Source organism: Allobosea spartocytisi, assembly GCF_014764685.1.
In the GTDB taxonomy this organism is placed as follows: domain Bacteria; phylum Pseudomonadota; class Alphaproteobacteria; order Rhizobiales; family Beijerinckiaceae; genus Allobosea; species Allobosea spartocytisi.
The window spans coordinates 75,196-89,611 of record NZ_JACXWY010000011.1; the positions used below are offsets into that span (position 1 = coordinate 75,196).

A 14,416-nucleotide genomic window follows, 5' to 3' on the forward strand; every position below is an offset into this window, starting at 1 on the left:
GAAACCTCAACCCTCTCTCAACTCATTCGGCGGCATGGCGGGCGCTGCCCGCATGTGCGGCCAGGGCGCTCGCCGGCACGAAGGAGCGGCCCTCCATCAGGATGCGTGCGGTGCGCAGGAGCCCGGCCCGCTCGACCACAGGCCGCTCGGCCGTGCCGCCGACCGTGAGTGTCACCGTGAACTCCCCCGTGGGATGCTCGACCGAGAGCGAGCGCTCGCGGCCCTCGGGCATCGCCGCGACGGACGCCGCCGGCGAACCCGGCAGCACGGCCGCGGTCGCGACCGTCACTGCCGCGAAAACACCGATCGAGGCGTGGCATTCATGCGGGATGAAGCTGCGCGTGCAGATCGCGCCACCGGCCTGCGGCGGCGCGACGAGCGCGATCTTCGGCACGACCTTCCCGGAAACATCGCCCAGATTCATCAGCGGCCCGGCTGCGAGCCTGATGCGCTCGATCCGCTGCTTCAGCTCCCTATCCTTGTCGAGCTCTTCGCGCGACTCGTAGCCGCTGCGTCCGATATCGGCCGCGCGCATCACGATCACCGGCATGCCATTGTCGATCAGCGTGCACGGCACGCTCTCGATCACATCGACGACATGGCCGGTCGGCAGCAGCGCGCCGCAGACCGAGCCCTCGGCATCGAGAAAGCCGATATCGATCGGCGCCGAGGTCCCCGGCACGCCATCGATGCGCGCGCTGCCCTCGGTGCTCGCCTCGCCATCGGGCGTATCCATGGTCAGATCGGCGATGGTGCCGGTGTTGATGGTGCGGACCCGGACGGTCGTGCGCGCGCCCTGCGCCTTGACCAAACCGCGCGCCAGGGCAAAGGGCCCGATGCCGGCGAGGATGTTGCCGCAATTCGGTGTCGTATCGACTTGCGCCGTCTCGATGCCGACCTGCGCGAACAGGAAATCGATGTCGCAGCCCGGCTCGCTGGACGGCGAGACGATCGCGACCTTGCTCGTCAGCGGATGCGCGCCGCCGAGCCCATCGACCTGCCGCTTGTCGGGCGAGCCCATCACCGCAAGCAGGAATGCGTCCCGCGCCGCATTGTCAGCCGGCAGGTCGCCGCGCAGGAAATAGGCTCCCTTCGAGGTGCCGCCGCGGATCAGCATGCAGGGAATGGCGATCTGGGCCATGGCCTCAGGCTCCTGCCGCCGGCTTGGCGCGCGCCCCGCGCTGCTGGGCGTCCGCGATGGCGCTGGCGAGGCCGGGTTCGAGGCCGGCGGCGGCGAGCATCTCGGCTGCCTCGCGCATCTCCGCCGCCCGCCGGATGCCGTGGGTCGCGACACGCTCGCGCATATCGGCGGCGAGCGCATGGAAATCGATGGAGGGAAAGGTCTCGTGCAGGCTGGCGAAGACGGGATCCTTGACGTCCCAGGCCTCGCAGGCGGCGGCGCAATCCACCATCAGCGCCTCCAGTCCCTTGATGACGATGCTGCGGCAGAGCTTCATCGCCGATGCCCGTCCGAAGATTTCGGAGACCGGTGTCAGGTTCATGCCGAGTCGGTTGAGCGCCTCGGCCGCATCCACCGCCTTCGGGCCGCCGGCGAGGATCGGGACCCGCAGGCCGGGCTTCAGCACCGGCGCCATCACCGCCGCCTCGACATAATCGGCGCCGCTTGCCGCGATCGCCTGCGCCGCCCGCTGCTTGGTCGTGGGCGCGGCCGAATTGACATCGACGAAGATCTGGCCGGGCTTCAGCCAGCTTGCGGCCTCGGCGGCCACCGCCTCGGTGCGGTCCGCCGTAACGGCCGAGAAGACGAAGGTGGCCTCAGTGCAAGCCCGTTCGGCTGTGTCGGCGCAGGTCACGCCGATCCGGCGCGCCGCTTCCTCGAGCCTGCTGCCAGGCCCGCTGCCGAAAAGCAGGTCATAGGCGTGAATCCCGGCCACGCCATGGGCCAGGAATCCGCGCGAGAACGTCTGGCCGACCTCGCCATAGCCGATGAATGCGATCCTGGCCGAACCAGCCATCGCCGCCACTCCCTTGTGCGTTTTCTCCCGCGGCAAAGGTGGAGCAGCCTCATTCCCTCATCAAATGATAAGAATGCAGCGATTGATTAATTTCATTCATCTCGGCGCGGCGTGATGCTGCGCTTCAGGGCCTGGCTCAGCAACGAGAGAAGATCGCGCGCCACGGGCCGCAGCGGCACGGTCTTGCGCGTGACGATGCCCAGCGTGCGCGTGACGGTCGGCGAACGCAGCGGCACCGCCACCAGCCCGCCGGCCTCGACCGCGTCGAGCGCGAGCTGAGGGACGATCGCGTAGCCGATGCCGGAGCGCACCAGGCTGACCGCCGTGACCACCCGCTGGACCTCGTAGCGCCAGGTCAGGCTCTCGCGCCGTGCGCCCAGCGCATCGTCGATGAGGATGCGGTTGCCGGTTTCGGCGCTGATCCGCACCAGCGGCTCGCCTTGCAACTGCGCCCATGTCAGCGAAGCGGCCTGGGCCAGCGGCATGTCGCGATGGCTGACCAGAACGAAGGGCTCCTTCACGACCGGCTTCAGCTCCAGATCCCAGCGATTGGCGGCAACGATGGTGACGCCGAACTCGACCTCGCCGGACTGGACCTTGCCGGCGATCTCGGACGCCGAATTGTCGTGGACCCTCACCCCGACGCCGGGATGGCGCCTGGCGAAGGCGGCGATGACCGACGGCATGCAATGCACCGCGACGGTCGGCAGACAGCCGACCGAGACCTGATCGTCCCCTTCCTGCAGATCGATCCGGACTTCGTCGAGTGCGGAACCGAGATCCTCGAAGATGCGCCGCGCCCGCGGCAGCAGCGTCGTGCCGGCGGCGGTCAGGGAGACCTGCCGGGTCGTGCGCAGAAAAAGCGGCGTGCCGAGCATCTCCTCCAGCTTGCGGATGCGATGGCTGAGCGCGGTCTGGGAGAGATTGAGATGGGAGGCGGCAGCGCGGAAGCTGCCGCGCTCGGCTATGGCGACGAAAGCCTGAAGTCCCAGGACGTCAACGCGCATGAAAACAGCCCGTGCACAGCAACCCCATGGCAACTGCGCGCAATGCGGAAGTGGCGGAGAGGGATGGATGTGGCTTTCCGCGCCTCTTACCGAGTAAGATCAATAGCTTAATGCCTATCCTATCGACCGTGTGTAGCACTCCGGCAGCTCACCGTCGAGCCACCCCGAGCCTGGACTTTACAGGCTCATCTCCCGCTTCAGCAGCCGGATCCGATTGCATGAATGCGCGCCTGCAGCCGAGGGTGCCGTGACGACGTTTGCGGCCGCGCGAGGCGAGGACTAAAGGTGGCACCGGAAGGCAGCTCTTCATCTCGCACCACACCGCTTGCCCGGATAAACCGGCCTGCTAAAGCCGCAACGACGCAAGCGCCAACGGGGCTGACGGATTGAAGGACACCCTCGCAAACCACGGCGTCCTCGCGATCCTCAATGAGTGGATTGCGCCCGTTCTGTCCTTTATTCAGGCTCACGAAGCCTGGGCGGCGCCGATTGCGTTTCTTCTGGCTTTCCTCAAATCCCTTGCCTTCGTCTCCCTGATCATTCCCGGCACAGCTCTATTGCTGGCGATCGGCGGCCTGATAGGCGCCAGCGGCATCGCCTTTCTGCCCATCTGGATCGCGATCTCCATAGGGGCTGCGCTGGGAGACTGGGTCTCCTACTGGCTCGGAAGGCGGTACGAGGCAACGATGCGGCGCTCGCGCTTCGCATTGCGCCATCCTGCATTGATGGGCCGCGCAGAAGCATTCTTTCGGCAATGGGGTTGGCTCGGTATCGTCGGCTGCCGCTTTTTCGGGCCGTTGCGCGCGACGGTCCCGCTCGTCGCGGGTCTGTCGGCTATGCCACCCCTCGCCTTCCATCTCTCGAACTGGGCGTCGGCGTTTCTCTGGGCTGGAGCCCTGCTCTTGCCCGGCGCCACCACAGCAAAGATGCTTTCGCCATGACGAGCTGGACCGCGGCCATCCTCACAGCCCTGCAGATCACGCTTGCCGCTGCTCCAGGAGAAGCTCCCGCGACGCGCGGCGACGTTCCGCGTCTCACTCAGGAAGCACTGAACCGGCGACTGGGGCCGGCAGCCAGGATGTCCGATCTGAGAATTCGCCCGAGCAGGCGGATGCCGGGGTTCGCCGTATGCGGCCGAGTCGCCGCGTCGGGAAAATCGGCGCAACGGTTTTTCGTCGTGATCCCCGGCACTTTCGCCGTCCTGGACGACGATGACAGAGAGCTCGTGAGCAAATACTGGAGCCTCAACGACTGCTGACCCGCGACGAGGCCGCGGATGTCGCGGGAGCAAGCTCGTCGGCCTCGATCGAAAGCCAGACATTGTGGTTCGCGGCGGATTGCCGCTTCACAAAGCGGTAGCCGACCTTGTTCCAGACCAGAATCTTCTCGCGCACATTATCGAGGATGAGGTCGCCCCGGTCCGTCCGGACTGTCAGAACCAGATGCCCTTCACCCTCGGGGGTAACGACGACCGTCATGAGCAGCGCGGATTTCGGCCACCCGGCCTCGATGAGGAGCCGCCGCTTGAGCAGCACATAGTCATTGCAATTGCCGGATCCGTCATCGGGGTAAGTCCACCAATTGGGGATCCCCATTTTGGAGATCCCGTAATGGTCGTCGTCGCCGATCGGCTTGATCTGCTTGTTGGCCAAGGCGTTGATGGCGTTGAGCTCCGCCCATGAGTCCGGCGTGAGGATCACCGCCACCGGAGCGAGCCGCGTTTCGCTGCACTCGAGCGGCTGCGCCTGGCAAAACAGGGTCCAGCCGATCATCGGCCTCGCTTGCCCGCCGATCCGGGCGAATGCGGCAGGCTCTGCGACCGGCAGGCGCTCGGCTTGGGTCGCACCGGCCGCGGCCGAGGAGATCGGCATCGAAAAATGCGCAAGCAGAGCAACAATCGAAAGGATCAACCTGGCTCTGATACGCATGCCGGGGCCGCCGTATGGTTAACAACTCCTTAACAAAATAGCGCGGCTTTCGGGCTTTCGAAAAGTTAAAACCCCGTTAATGGTTAATGCGTCACAGCAACTGCCGGCGTTCGGACTTGGCGTTGCCTGCCGAAGATCGGTCCGACCCCGGTTCGTTTCCAGCTGCTTTGGAGCCCGTTTGTCCGAGATCTGACGCCGGCTCCGCGCCAGCGTGTAAAACGCCCGGCTGACACGACCCAGCGGGCACCGCGCAAGCAGGCATCTCAGGCGAGAACGTATTCGTCGCCTTGCTCGTCAGAGCCCCGCCCTCTTGGGAGTCGGGGCCTCCCGCGAACCTGGGGCGGCTCACCGGGCTCGGCTTCTACGAACGGATCGGCGGGAAGAAAGACCGAGCCCCGCACGTCTTCTCTGCGGCCGGTGGCGATTCGCCGGCATCTGCTGGCCTATCCAACTCCTCGCCGATCACGCACTGCGCTTCTTGCGGTCATCCTTGCGCTTCTCTGGCTCGGCCGCTGCCTTCGTCGACCGGACGAGGGTCGCGATCGCCAAGGGCGGCTTGCCCGACTTCTCGGAGATGATCTGGTCCTGCTCCAGGATTGCCGCCTTGGCCGGCTCATCGCCATCAAGCCCCCCGAGCAGCGCTGTCGGAACGCGTCGGTTGGAGGTTCTCGACCCATCCTCATAGATGACATCGAACATCGTGAACTCGGTATCGAGAGCTTTGGATTTCGTACGCTTGGCCATTCCCGCTTCCTAAATGTTATCCCATTTGGCGCCGAAGCGTATTCCGCGCCGGCCTGAGGAGAGCTGCTGCATGCGTCGTTCGGCGTGCTGAAAAAGAACGAGGACGCGGTCGGCGCGCACGCATGATGATTGCGTCAACCTTTGCGGGCTTTCGCCCACTTTCCCAGCGCAAGCCGGGAACGGATCAGGTCAGGCGCGGTGATATCGATGGTCTCAATCCCTTGGCGGGATGATGGCGGACAGGGAGGGATTTGAACCCCCGATACCCTTGCAGGTATGCCGCATTTCGAGTGCGGTGCATTCAACCACTCTGCCACCTGTCCGCGGTCGCTATCGGTCGAAGCGAGGCGCTTACTACACAAGCCACGCCCGAGGGGCAAGCCTCCCGGGCGGGAGAAATCGATCGTCCCCCGCCGCTTTCGCTTGACCTTCGCGGAGAGCCCGACTATCGAGCACCGTCCGGCGTGGGGAAACCCGCGCCCGATCTCTTTTGGCATGTGCGCTGCGTCGCGTGCCGGCAAGAGCAAACCAGACCACGCAATCGACTGCCAAAAAGCCGTCCCGCATGCGCTTCCAGTCCGGAGGCCGTGACAGGGCGGGGCCGAACATGGAGGACAAAATGTTCGCAGTCATCAAGACCGGCGGGAAGCAGTTCCGCGTCGCCGCCAACGACAAGATCACCGCTGCCAAGATCGAGGGCAACCCGGGCGACACCGTCGCTTTCGGCTCCGTGCTGATGCTCACCGAAGGTGAGAAGACCACGCTCGACGCCAAGGCCCTCTCCGAGATCACCGTCGTCGGTGAGATCGTCGAGCAGGCCCGTGGCGAGAAGGTCATCGCCTTCAAGAAGCGCCGCCGCCAGAACTCGAAGCGCAAGCGCGGCTTCCGCGCCGAGCTGACCGTCATCCGCATCACCGACATCCTCACCGGCGGCAAGCAGCCGGAGATGAAGAAGGGCGATGCCGCCGCTGCTCCGGTCGCCGCCAAGGCGAAGGCTGCTCCGAAGGCCGCCAAGGCCGAGGCCGGCGAGGATGCCGAGAAGCCGAAGAAGGCCGCGGCCAAGAAGGCCCCTGCCAAGAAGGCCAAGGACGAGGCGTCCGAGGCCTGAGACCGGGTTTCCCGGCGTCGATATCCACGCCGGATCGCCATCGCCGAAGGCTTACGTCCTCGGCCTGTCGCTCCTGACAGAATGGTGCTCCGGCATTTCGTATCCGAACCGGGTGGCTTTCGCCGCCGATTCGGGTTAGAGAGACACGAGAAGTTTTGAGGTAGGGCGTTATGGCTCACAAAAAGGCAGGCGGCTCGTCGCGTAACGGCCGCGATTCCGAAAGCAAGCGACTCGGCGTGAAGCGCTTCGGCGATCAGGCCGTCGTTGCCGGCAACATCATTATTCGTCAGCGCGGCACCAAGTGGCATGCCGGCGCGAACGTTGGCATGGGCAAAGACCATACCCTCTTTGCGACGACGAACGGCCGCGTCCGATTCACGACGAAACTCGGCCGAGCTTTCGTGAACGTAGTCCCGGCCCAAGAGGCCGCAGAGTAAAAGGCGGATAGGGAATTCTCTCGATCCGCCGGTTCCATCGAACCGAACGGATCAAGGGTTGAAGGCCCGAAATGGGTCTCCCGAAGGTCAGCGAAGGGGAGATGGGACCGAAGTCCCAGCTCCCTTTTTTCGTTTGCGCCGACGGAGAGACGAGAATGTTCCCCGAATTGACCCGCGACGATGTCTTCCGGCTCGAGACCCGGCGTCTCTGGCTGCGCTGGCCGCGTATGGCGGATGCCGCCGCCATCCTGCGCCAGGCCGGTGAGAAGGCCGTGGCGGAGATGACGGCCAATATCCCGCATCCCTACCCGCCCGAGGCGGTCGAACCCTTCATCTTCGCGATGCGCAAGGGCAATGCGCTGGGCGAGCACCTCGTGCTGGCGGTCACCCCGCGCGCGAAGCCCAACGAATTGATCGGCATGATCGGCGCGCACCGGCAGGCCTCGGGCACGCCCTTCATCGGCTACTGGCTCGGCACCCAGCATTGGGGCAAGGGCTATGCGACGGAGGCGGTGCAGGGGCTGATCGACACCTTGTTCTCGCTGGTCGACGTGCCGGCGATCGAGGCCGATACCCGCGTCATCAATCCGGCTTCGCGGCGGGTCCTGGAGAAGTCCGGCTTCCGGCCGGAGGGCTCCTTCCTCAAGTCGCTGCCGGCGCGGGGCGGGCTGTTCCCTTGCGAGCAGTTCCGGCTCGACCGCTCGACCTGGGCGGCGCTGAAGAGCTGGGGCGCCACCGGCTGGGCCCATGCGCCCGAGCTCGAGGCCAGGACATCCGCCGATGCGGAGCCGGAGCTTCCGGCACGGCTCCAGCAGTCGCAGAGCGAGACCTGTGCGGCCTGAGCGCACCGGAGCTTGAAAAAAGAACACGCCCGGCTCAAGGCCGGGCGTGCCGCAGATGGAAGCGTGATGCTGACGGCCCTGAGGCCGGCAAAGTCACTTCACGAAGGTCCCGTGCAGTTCGTCCTCGATATGCACGCGGATGATCTCCTCGAAATTCGACTCTGCCTTGAAGCCAAGCGCCAGCGCGCGCTGGGGGTCGAAATTGCGCGGCCAGCCGGCGACGATCCCATCGATCACCGGATCAGGCACCCGCTTGATCCGCTTCACGACGTTCTCGCCCGCCACCTTGCGCAGCGTCTCGATCTGCTCGGCGACGGTGCAGGAATAGCCCGGCATGGTCAGCGCCCGGCGCGGGCCGATTTTCGTGGTGTCCATCGTCGCGGCATGGACGAGGAAGCCGACGGCCGAACGGGGCGAGGCGTGCCAGTGCCGCACCTGGTCGGAGACCGGCAGCACGGCCTCCTCGCCGTTCAGGGGCTCGCGAATGATGTTGGAGAAGAAGCCCGAGGCCGCCTTGTTCGGCTTGCCCGGCCTTACGCAGATCGTCGGCAGGCGGATGCCGACGCCGTCGAAGAAGCCGCGCCGCGAATAGTCGCAGAGCAGAAGCTCGCCGATCGCCTTCTGCGTGCCGTAGCTGGTCAGCGGCGTGGTGAAGAACTCATCCTCGATCTTGTCGTGGAAGGGCGCACCGAACACCGCGACGGAAGAGGTGAAGACGAGGCGCGGCGTATAGCCCTCGATTCGACGGATCGCCTCGAACAGGTAGCGCGTGCCGTCGAGATTGATCCGATAACCCTTGTCGAAATCGGCCTCCGCCTCGCCGGAGACGATCGCCGCAAGATGGACGATCAATTCGGGCCGCGTCGCGATCAGCGTCTCGGCCGCGCCCTCGACCGACAGATCGGAGACCACCGCCTCGAAATCGAAGGGTGCGGCCGGCGGCGGCGAGGCCGGCACGACATCCTGCGCCGTCACGCGGGTGACCGGCTTGCCGCCCAGCCCGCCATCGCGCGCCAGCCGCTCGATGAATTTGCGCCCGACCATGCCGGCGCCGCCGAGAACGAGGATATGCACCCTGACCTCCCTTGAGTTTTTGTGTGCGCGTCAGAGCGCGAAGCCGCCATCGGCGAGGTGGATCTGGCCGGTGGTGTAGGTCGCTTCGTCGGAGGCGAGATAGACCGCGAGCCAGGCGATCTCCTCCGCCGTGCCGAGCCGGCCCATCGGCTGGCGATCGATGAAGGCCTGCCGCGCCGCCGCCTCGGTGACATTGGTCGCCGCCGCCAGATCCTTGATGCGCTGGTCGAGCGAGGGCGACTGGATCGTCCCCGGGCAGATCGCATTCGAGCGGATGCCCTTCTTGATGAAGTCCGCCGCGACGGCCTTGGTCAGCCCGATCACGGCCGCCTTGGTCGCGCCATAGGCATAGCGGTTCGGGATGCCGCGCACCGAGCCGGCGCCGGAGGCAATGTTGACGATCGAGCCTGCGCCCTTGGCCAGCATGCCCGGGAGGAAAGCCTGGATCGTGCGGTGCATCGCCTTGACGTTGAGGTCGAAGGAGAAGTCCCAGGCCTTGTCGTCGGTGTCGAGCACCGTGCCATGATGGACGAAGCCGGCAGCGTTGACGAGGATGTCGATCGGCCCGACCTTCTCGGCGAAGGCGTTGACGGCCTTGGTCGAAAGCACGTCGAGCTTGCGCTTCTTCGCCTTCGGAATGCCTTCGAGCAGGGTGACGTCCTTGTCCGTCGCCCAGACCGTGGCGCCTTCCGCAACGAAAGCCTCGGCGATCGCGCGGCCGATGCCCTGCCCCGCGGCAGTGACCACCGCGACCTTACCCTTCAAACGACCCGCCATGCCTTCGTCCTCTTTTTAGCCGGCTTTGGAAAATGTCTTGCGCATATGAGTGAGCCGCCGGTCGGCCATGTCCTCATGATGCGTGATGGTGAAACCGAGACGCTCATACCAGCCGATGCGCTGGCTGAGCTTCGCGTGCGTATAGAGATGGATCGAGGCGTAGCCGAGCGTCCGCGCCCGCGCCTCGGCAAAGTCCATCAGCGCCGCGCCGAGCTTGCGGCCCGCGGCCTGCGGCGACACCGCAATGCTCCAGATCGTGAAATCCTCCGGCTCGATCTCCAGCACCAGCGCGGCATCGAGCCCCGCTTCGCCATAGACCAGCCAGACCTCGTGCTTGGCCAGCACCTCGTGATAGTCCGCGAGGCGCGGCAGCGAGGGCACGCCGATGATCGCCTCGTTCGGCAGATAGGCTGCCTCCGTCAGCGCGACGATCGCCGGAATATCGGCAGGCGTGGCGCGGCGCGGCGTCATCGTCAGGACTGGACCTTGGCGAGATCGGTGAGCGACGCTTTCTGCTGGCCCTGCGCATCGAAATTGTCGGGCGCGAGCCAGGCCTGGAAAGCGCGCGCACGCGCCGGCCACTCGGAATCGATGATGGAGAACCAGGCCGTATCCCGGTTCGCGCCCTTCACCACCATGTGCTGGCGGAACAACCCCTCATACTGGAAGCCGAAGCGCAAAGCCGCGCGTTTCGAGGGCTCGTTCAGATTGTTGCACTTCCATTCATAGCGGCGATAGCCGAGCGAGAAGCCGTAATCGCCGACGAGATAGATCGCTTCCGTCGCCACCCGGGTGCGCTGCAGCGCCGGCGAATAGGTGATCCAGCCGACTTCGAAGACGCCTTGCTCGGGGCGGATCTCCATGATCCAGAGATGGCCCTTGGCCTTGCCATCGGCCTTGTCGATCACGGCGAGCGGCACGATGCCGGCTTTCGCCACCATCGATTCGAGCAAAGCGCGGTATTCGTCCTTGCTCTTCGGCGGCGCGGCCGGCAGCCAGTCCCAGATCTGATCGTGGCCGGTCGTCGCGGCCCAGATGTCGTCGAGATGCCTGCCGACGTCGAGCGGCTCCAGCCGGCAATAGCGCCCTTCCAGCACCTTCGCCGGCGGGAACGGCACGGGCTTCCAGTTCTGCAACGAGGTCATGACGTTCCCTTTTCCCGCCAGCCGGTCAAATCCTGCCGGATGTCCCAGCCCGCGCCGAGTTCGCGCGCGACCGCGTCCGCGATGGCGTGCCCTTCGGCCTCCCAGGCCAACCGCTCGACCTCGCTTGGGAAATCGGAGGCCGCCTCGTCGTCTTCGTCATAGATCGCGTCGAAGGAATCCATCCAGGCTTCGAGCCGGTCGGCAAGCTTCTCCGACAATCCAATATCCTCGGCATCGACAGCCTTGCGCTTGCCCTTGGCGTCGATCTGCCAGAGCCCGCTATGGCCAAGCCACTCCGGCGCGATCAGCAGCACGCCGCTCACGAACGCGCCTCGAGATCCCCACGGAAGAACGGATTGAGCGGCGCCGAGGGGCCATTATTGGCGAAGCCCTTGAAGCTGCCCTCCTCGGCGATCAGCCGCGTCGCCTCGATGAAGGCGGCCCAGGCCGCCCGCGCCAGCGCCCCGCCGATCGAGATGCGCCGCGCGCCGGCCGCCGCGATATCGGCGACGGAGAGGCCGAAATCGCCATAGACCAGCGCATTGACCGGCTTGCCGCCGGCCGCATCGACGATCGTGCGGATGTCGTCGGTCGTCTTCGGGCCCGGCGCGTAGAGCACGTCGGCGCCCGCCGCCGCATAGGCCTCGATGCGGCGCACCGACTCCTTCAGCGCTTCGGGATGGCCGGTCAGGAAGCATTCGGCGCGCGCCGTCAGCAGCACGCCCGAGCCGGTCTCGTCGATCGCCTTGCGCGCCGCCTTCACCCGCGCGACCGCAAGCTCGAACGGATAGAGCGGATCCGCCTCGCGCCCGGTCGCATCCTCGATCGAAAGTCCGGCGACGCCTGTCGCGACGCAGAGCTTGACGTTGGCCCCGACGCCATCGGGCGTATCGGCATAGCCGTTCTCGAAATCGGCATTGACCGGCAGATCCGGCACCGCCTTCACCAATTCGGCGAGATGGGCGAGCATCATGTCGCGCGGCACATCCTGATCGGCCCGCGCTTGCGTGAAGGCGAAGCCCGCGCTGGTCGAGGCCAGCGCCTTGAACCCCTGCCCGCGCAGCCAGCGCGCCGAGCCGAGATCCCAGGGGTTGGGCATCACAAAGCAGCCGCTCTCATGCAGCTTGCGGAAGGTTTCGACCTGCGGGGAATAGCTCATTTTAAATCGTTTCAGATCAGCGGGAGCTGCGGGCTGGCATAGTGTCGAGCGCCGACCCGTTTGTCAGCCCCATCCGCGCGCATTAGCCGGCGGGGGCCGTTGCGCGCGGCGAATGCCGCCTGGTCCGTCATTCTCGGGCGATGCGAAGCAGCGACCCGAGAAACTCTGACCGGAGCAGGCACTGGAGCCTCTTCGTCGAGAGATGCTCGGGTCTTCGCCCGAGCATGACAGCGCCTGTGGCGCCCCGCTCAATGATTGTCGCGCGGAATACCGAATTTCTTGTTGATCTTCTGGTACTTGACCGCCGGCTTGAGGACCATGCCCTCGGAGAGCTCATCGACGATCTTGCGCTGGATCTCCTGCCAGGGCGTCTGGCTCTTCGGATATTTGTAGCCGCCCGCCGCCTTGAACGCGGCCTTGCGCTCGGCCAGCTCCGCCTCGGAGATCAGGATGTCGGCCGTCCGCTTCTTCAGGTCGATGCGGACCTTGTCCCCCATCTTGAGGAGCGCGAGCCCTCCGCCCGTCGCCGCTTCCGGCGAGGCGTTGAGGATCGAGGGCGAGCCCGAGGTGCCGGACTGGCGCCCGTCGCCGACGCAGGCGAGCGCGGTGACGCCCTTCTTGATGAGATAATCCGGCGGCCGCATGTTCACGACCTCCGCCGCGCCGGGGTAACCGATCGGCCCCACGCCGCGGATGAACAGGATGCAGTGCTCGTCGATGGCGAGCGCCGGATCGTCGATGCGATGGTGGTAATCCTCCGGCCCGTCGAAGACGATGGCGCGGCCCTCGAAGGCCATCGGGTCCTTCGGGTTCTCCAGATAGCGCTTGCGGAATTCCGGCGTGATCACGCTGGTTTTCATGATCGCCGAGTCGAACAGGTTGCCGGAGAGATTGAGGAAGCCGGCCTCCTTCTTCATCGGCGCATCATAGGTCTTGATGACCTCGCGATCGCCCGAGAAGGCCCCGGCGCAGTTTTCCTCATGGGTGCGGCCATTCGCGGTGATGGCGGGCTTAAGCTTGCCCTTGGCGAGCAGCTCCGCGATCACTGCCGGCAGACCGCCGGCGCGGTAATAATCCTCGCCGAGATATTCGCCGGCCGGCTGCATGTTGACCAGCAGCGGCGTGTCGTAGCCGATCTTCGTCCAGTCCTCGTTGTCGAGCTTGACGCCGATATGCTTGGCGATGGCGTTGACGTGGATCGGCGCATTGGTCGAGCCACCGATCGCCGAGTTGATGACGATGGTGTTCTCGAAGGCCTCGCGGGTCAGGATGTCCGAAGGCTTCAGATCCTCCCAGACCATCTCGACGATGCGCTTGCCGGTGAGATAGGCCATCTCGTAGCGGTCGCGGTAGGGCGCGGGGATCGCCGCCGCGCCGGGCAGCGTCATGCCCATCGCCTCGGCCAGCGCGTTCATCGTCGAGGCCGTGCCCATGGTGTTGCAGTGACCGGCCGACGGCGCCGACGACGCGACCAGGTCGACGAAGCCCTTATAGTCGATCTCGCCGGCGGCCATCATCTGGCGCGCCTTCCAGACGATGGTGCCCGAGCCGGTGCGCTCACCGCGGAAGGAGCCGTTCAGCATCGGCCCGCCCGGCAGCGCAATCGCCGGGATGTCGACCGTCGCGGCAGCCATGATCTGCGCCGGGGTGGTCTTGTCGCAGCCAGTGGTCAGCACCACGGCATCGAGCGGATAGCCGTAGAGGATCTCGACCAGCGAGAGATATTGCAGGTTGCGGTCGAGCGAGGCGGTCGGGCGCTTGCAGGTTTCCTGGATCGGATGGATCGGGAACTCGAAGGGAACGCCGCCCATCTCGCGAATGCCGTCGCGGATGCGCGGGGCGAGCTCGAGATGATGCCGGTTGCACGGGGCGATGTCGGAGCCGGTCTGGGCGATGCCGATGATCGGCCGGCCGGACTGCAACTCCTCGCGCGACAGGCCGAAATTCATGGTGCGCTCGATATAGAGCGCGGTCATGTCGGCATTGGCGGGGTTATCGAACCAGGCTTTCGAGCGGAGCTGTTCCGGTTTGATGCGCCGCTTTGCCTTGCGCTTCGCAACCGCCACCGGGCGGTCCTGCCGCGGCACATTGCTCTCCGGGGTCTTTGCCATCGAACGCTCCTCTCCCGCGCTGCCGTCAAGGCCTTGCGGCAGCGCCTTTTCTTAGAATGATTTGACGATTATCCGGTCCGGCCCCTTCGCCCGCAAGAGGGCCCGTCA

17 protein-coding genes and 1 tRNA gene are annotated in these 14,416 nt (G+C 65.8%); 5 read left to right on the plus strand and 13 right to left on the minus strand.

All coding sequences use genetic code 11. The features are described 5' to 3' along the window. Positions 1-22: 22 nt before the first annotated feature. The 3 genes from IED13_RS17605 to IED13_RS17615 form a co-directional block, all read right to left on the minus strand. Positions 23-1,141, minus strand: a complete 1,119-nt coding sequence (locus IED13_RS17605) for a 4-oxalomesaconate tautomerase (RefSeq protein ID WP_191124925.1) — start codon at positions 1,139-1,141, stop codon at positions 23-25. A gap of 4 nt (positions 1,142-1,145) precedes the next feature. Beyond that, positions 1,146-1,976, minus strand: coding sequence for an NAD(P)-dependent oxidoreductase (locus tag IED13_RS17610; RefSeq protein WP_191124926.1), 831 nt, complete (start codon positions 1,974-1,976; stop codon positions 1,146-1,148). A 92-nt stretch (positions 1,977-2,068) separates the two neighbouring features. Then, positions 2,069-2,983 carry a LysR family transcriptional regulator gene (locus IED13_RS17615; RefSeq protein ID WP_191124927.1) on the minus strand — a complete coding sequence of 305 codons (915 nt, stop codon included), beginning with the start codon at positions 2,981-2,983 and terminating at the stop codon, positions 2,069-2,071. Between the two features lie 386 nt (positions 2,984-3,369). On the opposite strand from IED13_RS17615, the gene IED13_RS17620 reads away from it, so the two are divergent. After that, positions 3,370-3,924: a DedA family protein gene (locus tag IED13_RS17620; RefSeq protein ID WP_404801896.1), complete on the plus strand. Its 555-nt coding sequence runs from the start codon at positions 3,370-3,372 to the stop codon at positions 3,922-3,924. Next, positions 3,921-4,241: a hypothetical protein gene (locus IED13_RS17625; protein WP_133564751.1), complete on the plus strand. Its 321-nt coding sequence runs from the start codon at positions 3,921-3,923 to the stop codon at positions 4,239-4,241. The genes IED13_RS17620 and IED13_RS17625 overlap by 4 nt, the downstream gene beginning before the upstream one ends. On the opposite strand, the gene IED13_RS17630 is transcribed toward IED13_RS17625, so the two are convergent. The 3 genes from IED13_RS17630 to IED13_RS17640 form a co-directional block, all read right to left on the minus strand. Beyond that, positions 4,228-4,911, minus strand: coding sequence for a transglutaminase-like cysteine peptidase (locus IED13_RS17630; protein ID WP_191124928.1), 684 nt, complete (start codon positions 4,909-4,911; stop codon positions 4,228-4,230). The genes IED13_RS17625 and IED13_RS17630 overlap by 14 nt on opposite strands. Positions 4,912-5,373: 462 nt before the next feature. Next, on the minus strand, positions 5,374-5,655 hold the full coding sequence (locus tag IED13_RS17635) for a hypothetical protein (RefSeq protein WP_113254946.1): 282 nt from the start codon (positions 5,653-5,655) through the stop codon (positions 5,374-5,376). Between the two features lie 233 nt (positions 5,656-5,888). After that, positions 5,889-5,978, minus strand: a tRNA-Ser gene (locus IED13_RS17640). Between the two features lie 296 nt (positions 5,979-6,274). Between IED13_RS17640 and rplU the strand changes: the two genes are divergently transcribed. The 3 genes from rplU (at position 6,275) to IED13_RS17655 (ending at position 8,042) form a co-directional block, all read left to right on the plus strand. Then, a complete protein-coding gene (gene rplU, locus IED13_RS17645; RefSeq protein WP_191124929.1) occupies positions 6,275-6,763 on the plus strand; it encodes a 50S ribosomal protein L21 in 489 nt (162 codons plus the stop codon). A gap of 170 nt (positions 6,764-6,933) precedes the next feature. Then, entirely contained in the window at positions 6,934-7,200 is a 267-nt protein-coding gene (gene rpmA, locus IED13_RS17650) for a 50S ribosomal protein L27 (RefSeq protein WP_038363769.1), read from the plus strand. A gap of 155 nt (positions 7,201-7,355) precedes the next feature. Beyond that, complete coding sequence (locus IED13_RS17655; RefSeq protein ID WP_112763560.1) at positions 7,356-8,042, plus strand: GNAT family N-acetyltransferase; 687 nt, start codon at positions 7,356-7,358, stop codon at positions 8,040-8,042. 93 nt (positions 8,043-8,135) lie between these two features. Here the strand turns inward: IED13_RS17655 and denD are convergent, their stop codons facing one another. The 7 genes from denD to IED13_RS17690 form a co-directional block, all read right to left on the minus strand. After that, positions 8,136-9,116: a D-erythronate dehydrogenase gene (denD, locus tag IED13_RS17660; protein WP_191124930.1), complete on the minus strand. Its 981-nt coding sequence runs from the start codon at positions 9,114-9,116 to the stop codon at positions 8,136-8,138. 30 nt (positions 9,117-9,146) lie between these two features. Next, entirely contained in the window at positions 9,147-9,893 is a 747-nt protein-coding gene (locus IED13_RS17665) for an SDR family oxidoreductase (RefSeq protein WP_191124931.1), read from the minus strand. Positions 9,894-9,908: 15 nt separating this feature from the next. After that, on the minus strand, positions 9,909-10,364 hold the full coding sequence (locus tag IED13_RS17670; RefSeq protein WP_191124932.1) for a GNAT family N-acetyltransferase: 456 nt from the start codon (positions 10,362-10,364) through the stop codon (positions 9,909-9,911). A gap of 2 nt (positions 10,365-10,366) precedes the next feature. Beyond that, on the minus strand, positions 10,367-11,038 hold the full coding sequence (locus IED13_RS17675) for a GNAT family N-acetyltransferase (protein ID WP_191124933.1): 672 nt from the start codon (positions 11,036-11,038) through the stop codon (positions 10,367-10,369). Continuing rightward, positions 11,035-11,361 (minus strand): hypothetical protein, encoded by a 327-nt coding sequence (locus IED13_RS17680; protein ID WP_038363760.1) that lies wholly within the window; start codon positions 11,359-11,361, stop codon positions 11,035-11,037. Before IED13_RS17680 ends, IED13_RS17675 begins: the two co-directional genes overlap by 4 nt. Continuing rightward, positions 11,358-12,197 (minus strand): isocitrate lyase/PEP mutase family protein, encoded by an 840-nt coding sequence (locus IED13_RS17685; protein WP_191124934.1) that lies wholly within the window; start codon positions 12,195-12,197, stop codon positions 11,358-11,360. The genes IED13_RS17680 and IED13_RS17685 overlap by 4 nt, the downstream gene beginning before the upstream one ends. Positions 12,198-12,445: 248 nt before the next feature. Then, complete coding sequence (locus IED13_RS17690) at positions 12,446-14,308, minus strand: IlvD/Edd family dehydratase (RefSeq protein ID WP_112763566.1); 1,863 nt, start codon at positions 14,306-14,308, stop codon at positions 12,446-12,448. Positions 14,309-14,416: the final 108 nt, after the last annotated feature.

What these genes read in the sequence shown, in the direction of transcription:
- IED13_RS17605 (WP_191124925.1), bottom strand. Translation starts at nt 1,141, where the DNA reads ATGGCCCAGATCGCCATTCCCTGCATGCTGATCCGCGGCGGCACCTCG.
- IED13_RS17610 (WP_191124926.1), bottom strand. Translation starts at nt 1,976, where the DNA reads ATGGCTGGTTCGGCCAGGATCGCATTCATCGGCTATGGCGAGGTCGGC.
- IED13_RS17615 (WP_191124927.1), bottom strand. Translation starts at nt 2,983, where the DNA reads ATGCGCGTTGACGTCCTGGGACTTCAGGCTTTCGTCGCCATAGCCGAG.
- IED13_RS17625 (WP_133564751.1), top strand. Translation starts at nt 3,921, where the DNA reads ATGACGAGCTGGACCGCGGCCATCCTCACAGCCCTGCAGATCACGCTT.
- IED13_RS17630 (WP_191124928.1), bottom strand. Translation starts at nt 4,911, where the DNA reads ATGCGTATCAGAGCCAGGTTGATCCTTTCGATTGTTGCTCTGCTTGCG.
- IED13_RS17635 (WP_113254946.1), bottom strand. Translation starts at nt 5,655, where the DNA reads ATGGCCAAGCGTACGAAATCCAAAGCTCTCGATACCGAGTTCACGATG.
- rplU (WP_191124929.1), top strand. Translation starts at nt 6,275, where the DNA reads ATGTTCGCAGTCATCAAGACCGGCGGGAAGCAGTTCCGCGTCGCCGCC.
- rpmA (WP_038363769.1), top strand. Translation starts at nt 6,934, where the DNA reads ATGGCTCACAAAAAGGCAGGCGGCTCGTCGCGTAACGGCCGCGATTCC.
- IED13_RS17655 (WP_112763560.1), top strand. Translation starts at nt 7,356, where the DNA reads ATGTTCCCCGAATTGACCCGCGACGATGTCTTCCGGCTCGAGACCCGG.
- IED13_RS17665 (WP_191124931.1), bottom strand. Translation starts at nt 9,893, where the DNA reads ATGGCGGGTCGTTTGAAGGGTAAGGTCGCGGTGGTCACTGCCGCGGGG.
- IED13_RS17670 (WP_191124932.1), bottom strand. Translation starts at nt 10,364, where the DNA reads ATGACGCCGCGCCGCGCCACGCCTGCCGATATTCCGGCGATCGTCGCG.
- IED13_RS17675 (WP_191124933.1), bottom strand. Translation starts at nt 11,038, where the DNA reads ATGACCTCGTTGCAGAACTGGAAGCCCGTGCCGTTCCCGCCGGCGAAG.
- IED13_RS17685 (WP_191124934.1), bottom strand. Translation starts at nt 12,197, where the DNA reads ATGAGCTATTCCCCGCAGGTCGAAACCTTCCGCAAGCTGCATGAGAGC.
- IED13_RS17690 (WP_112763566.1), bottom strand. Translation starts at nt 14,308, where the DNA reads ATGGCAAAGACCCCGGAGAGCAATGTGCCGCGGCAGGACCGCCCGGTG.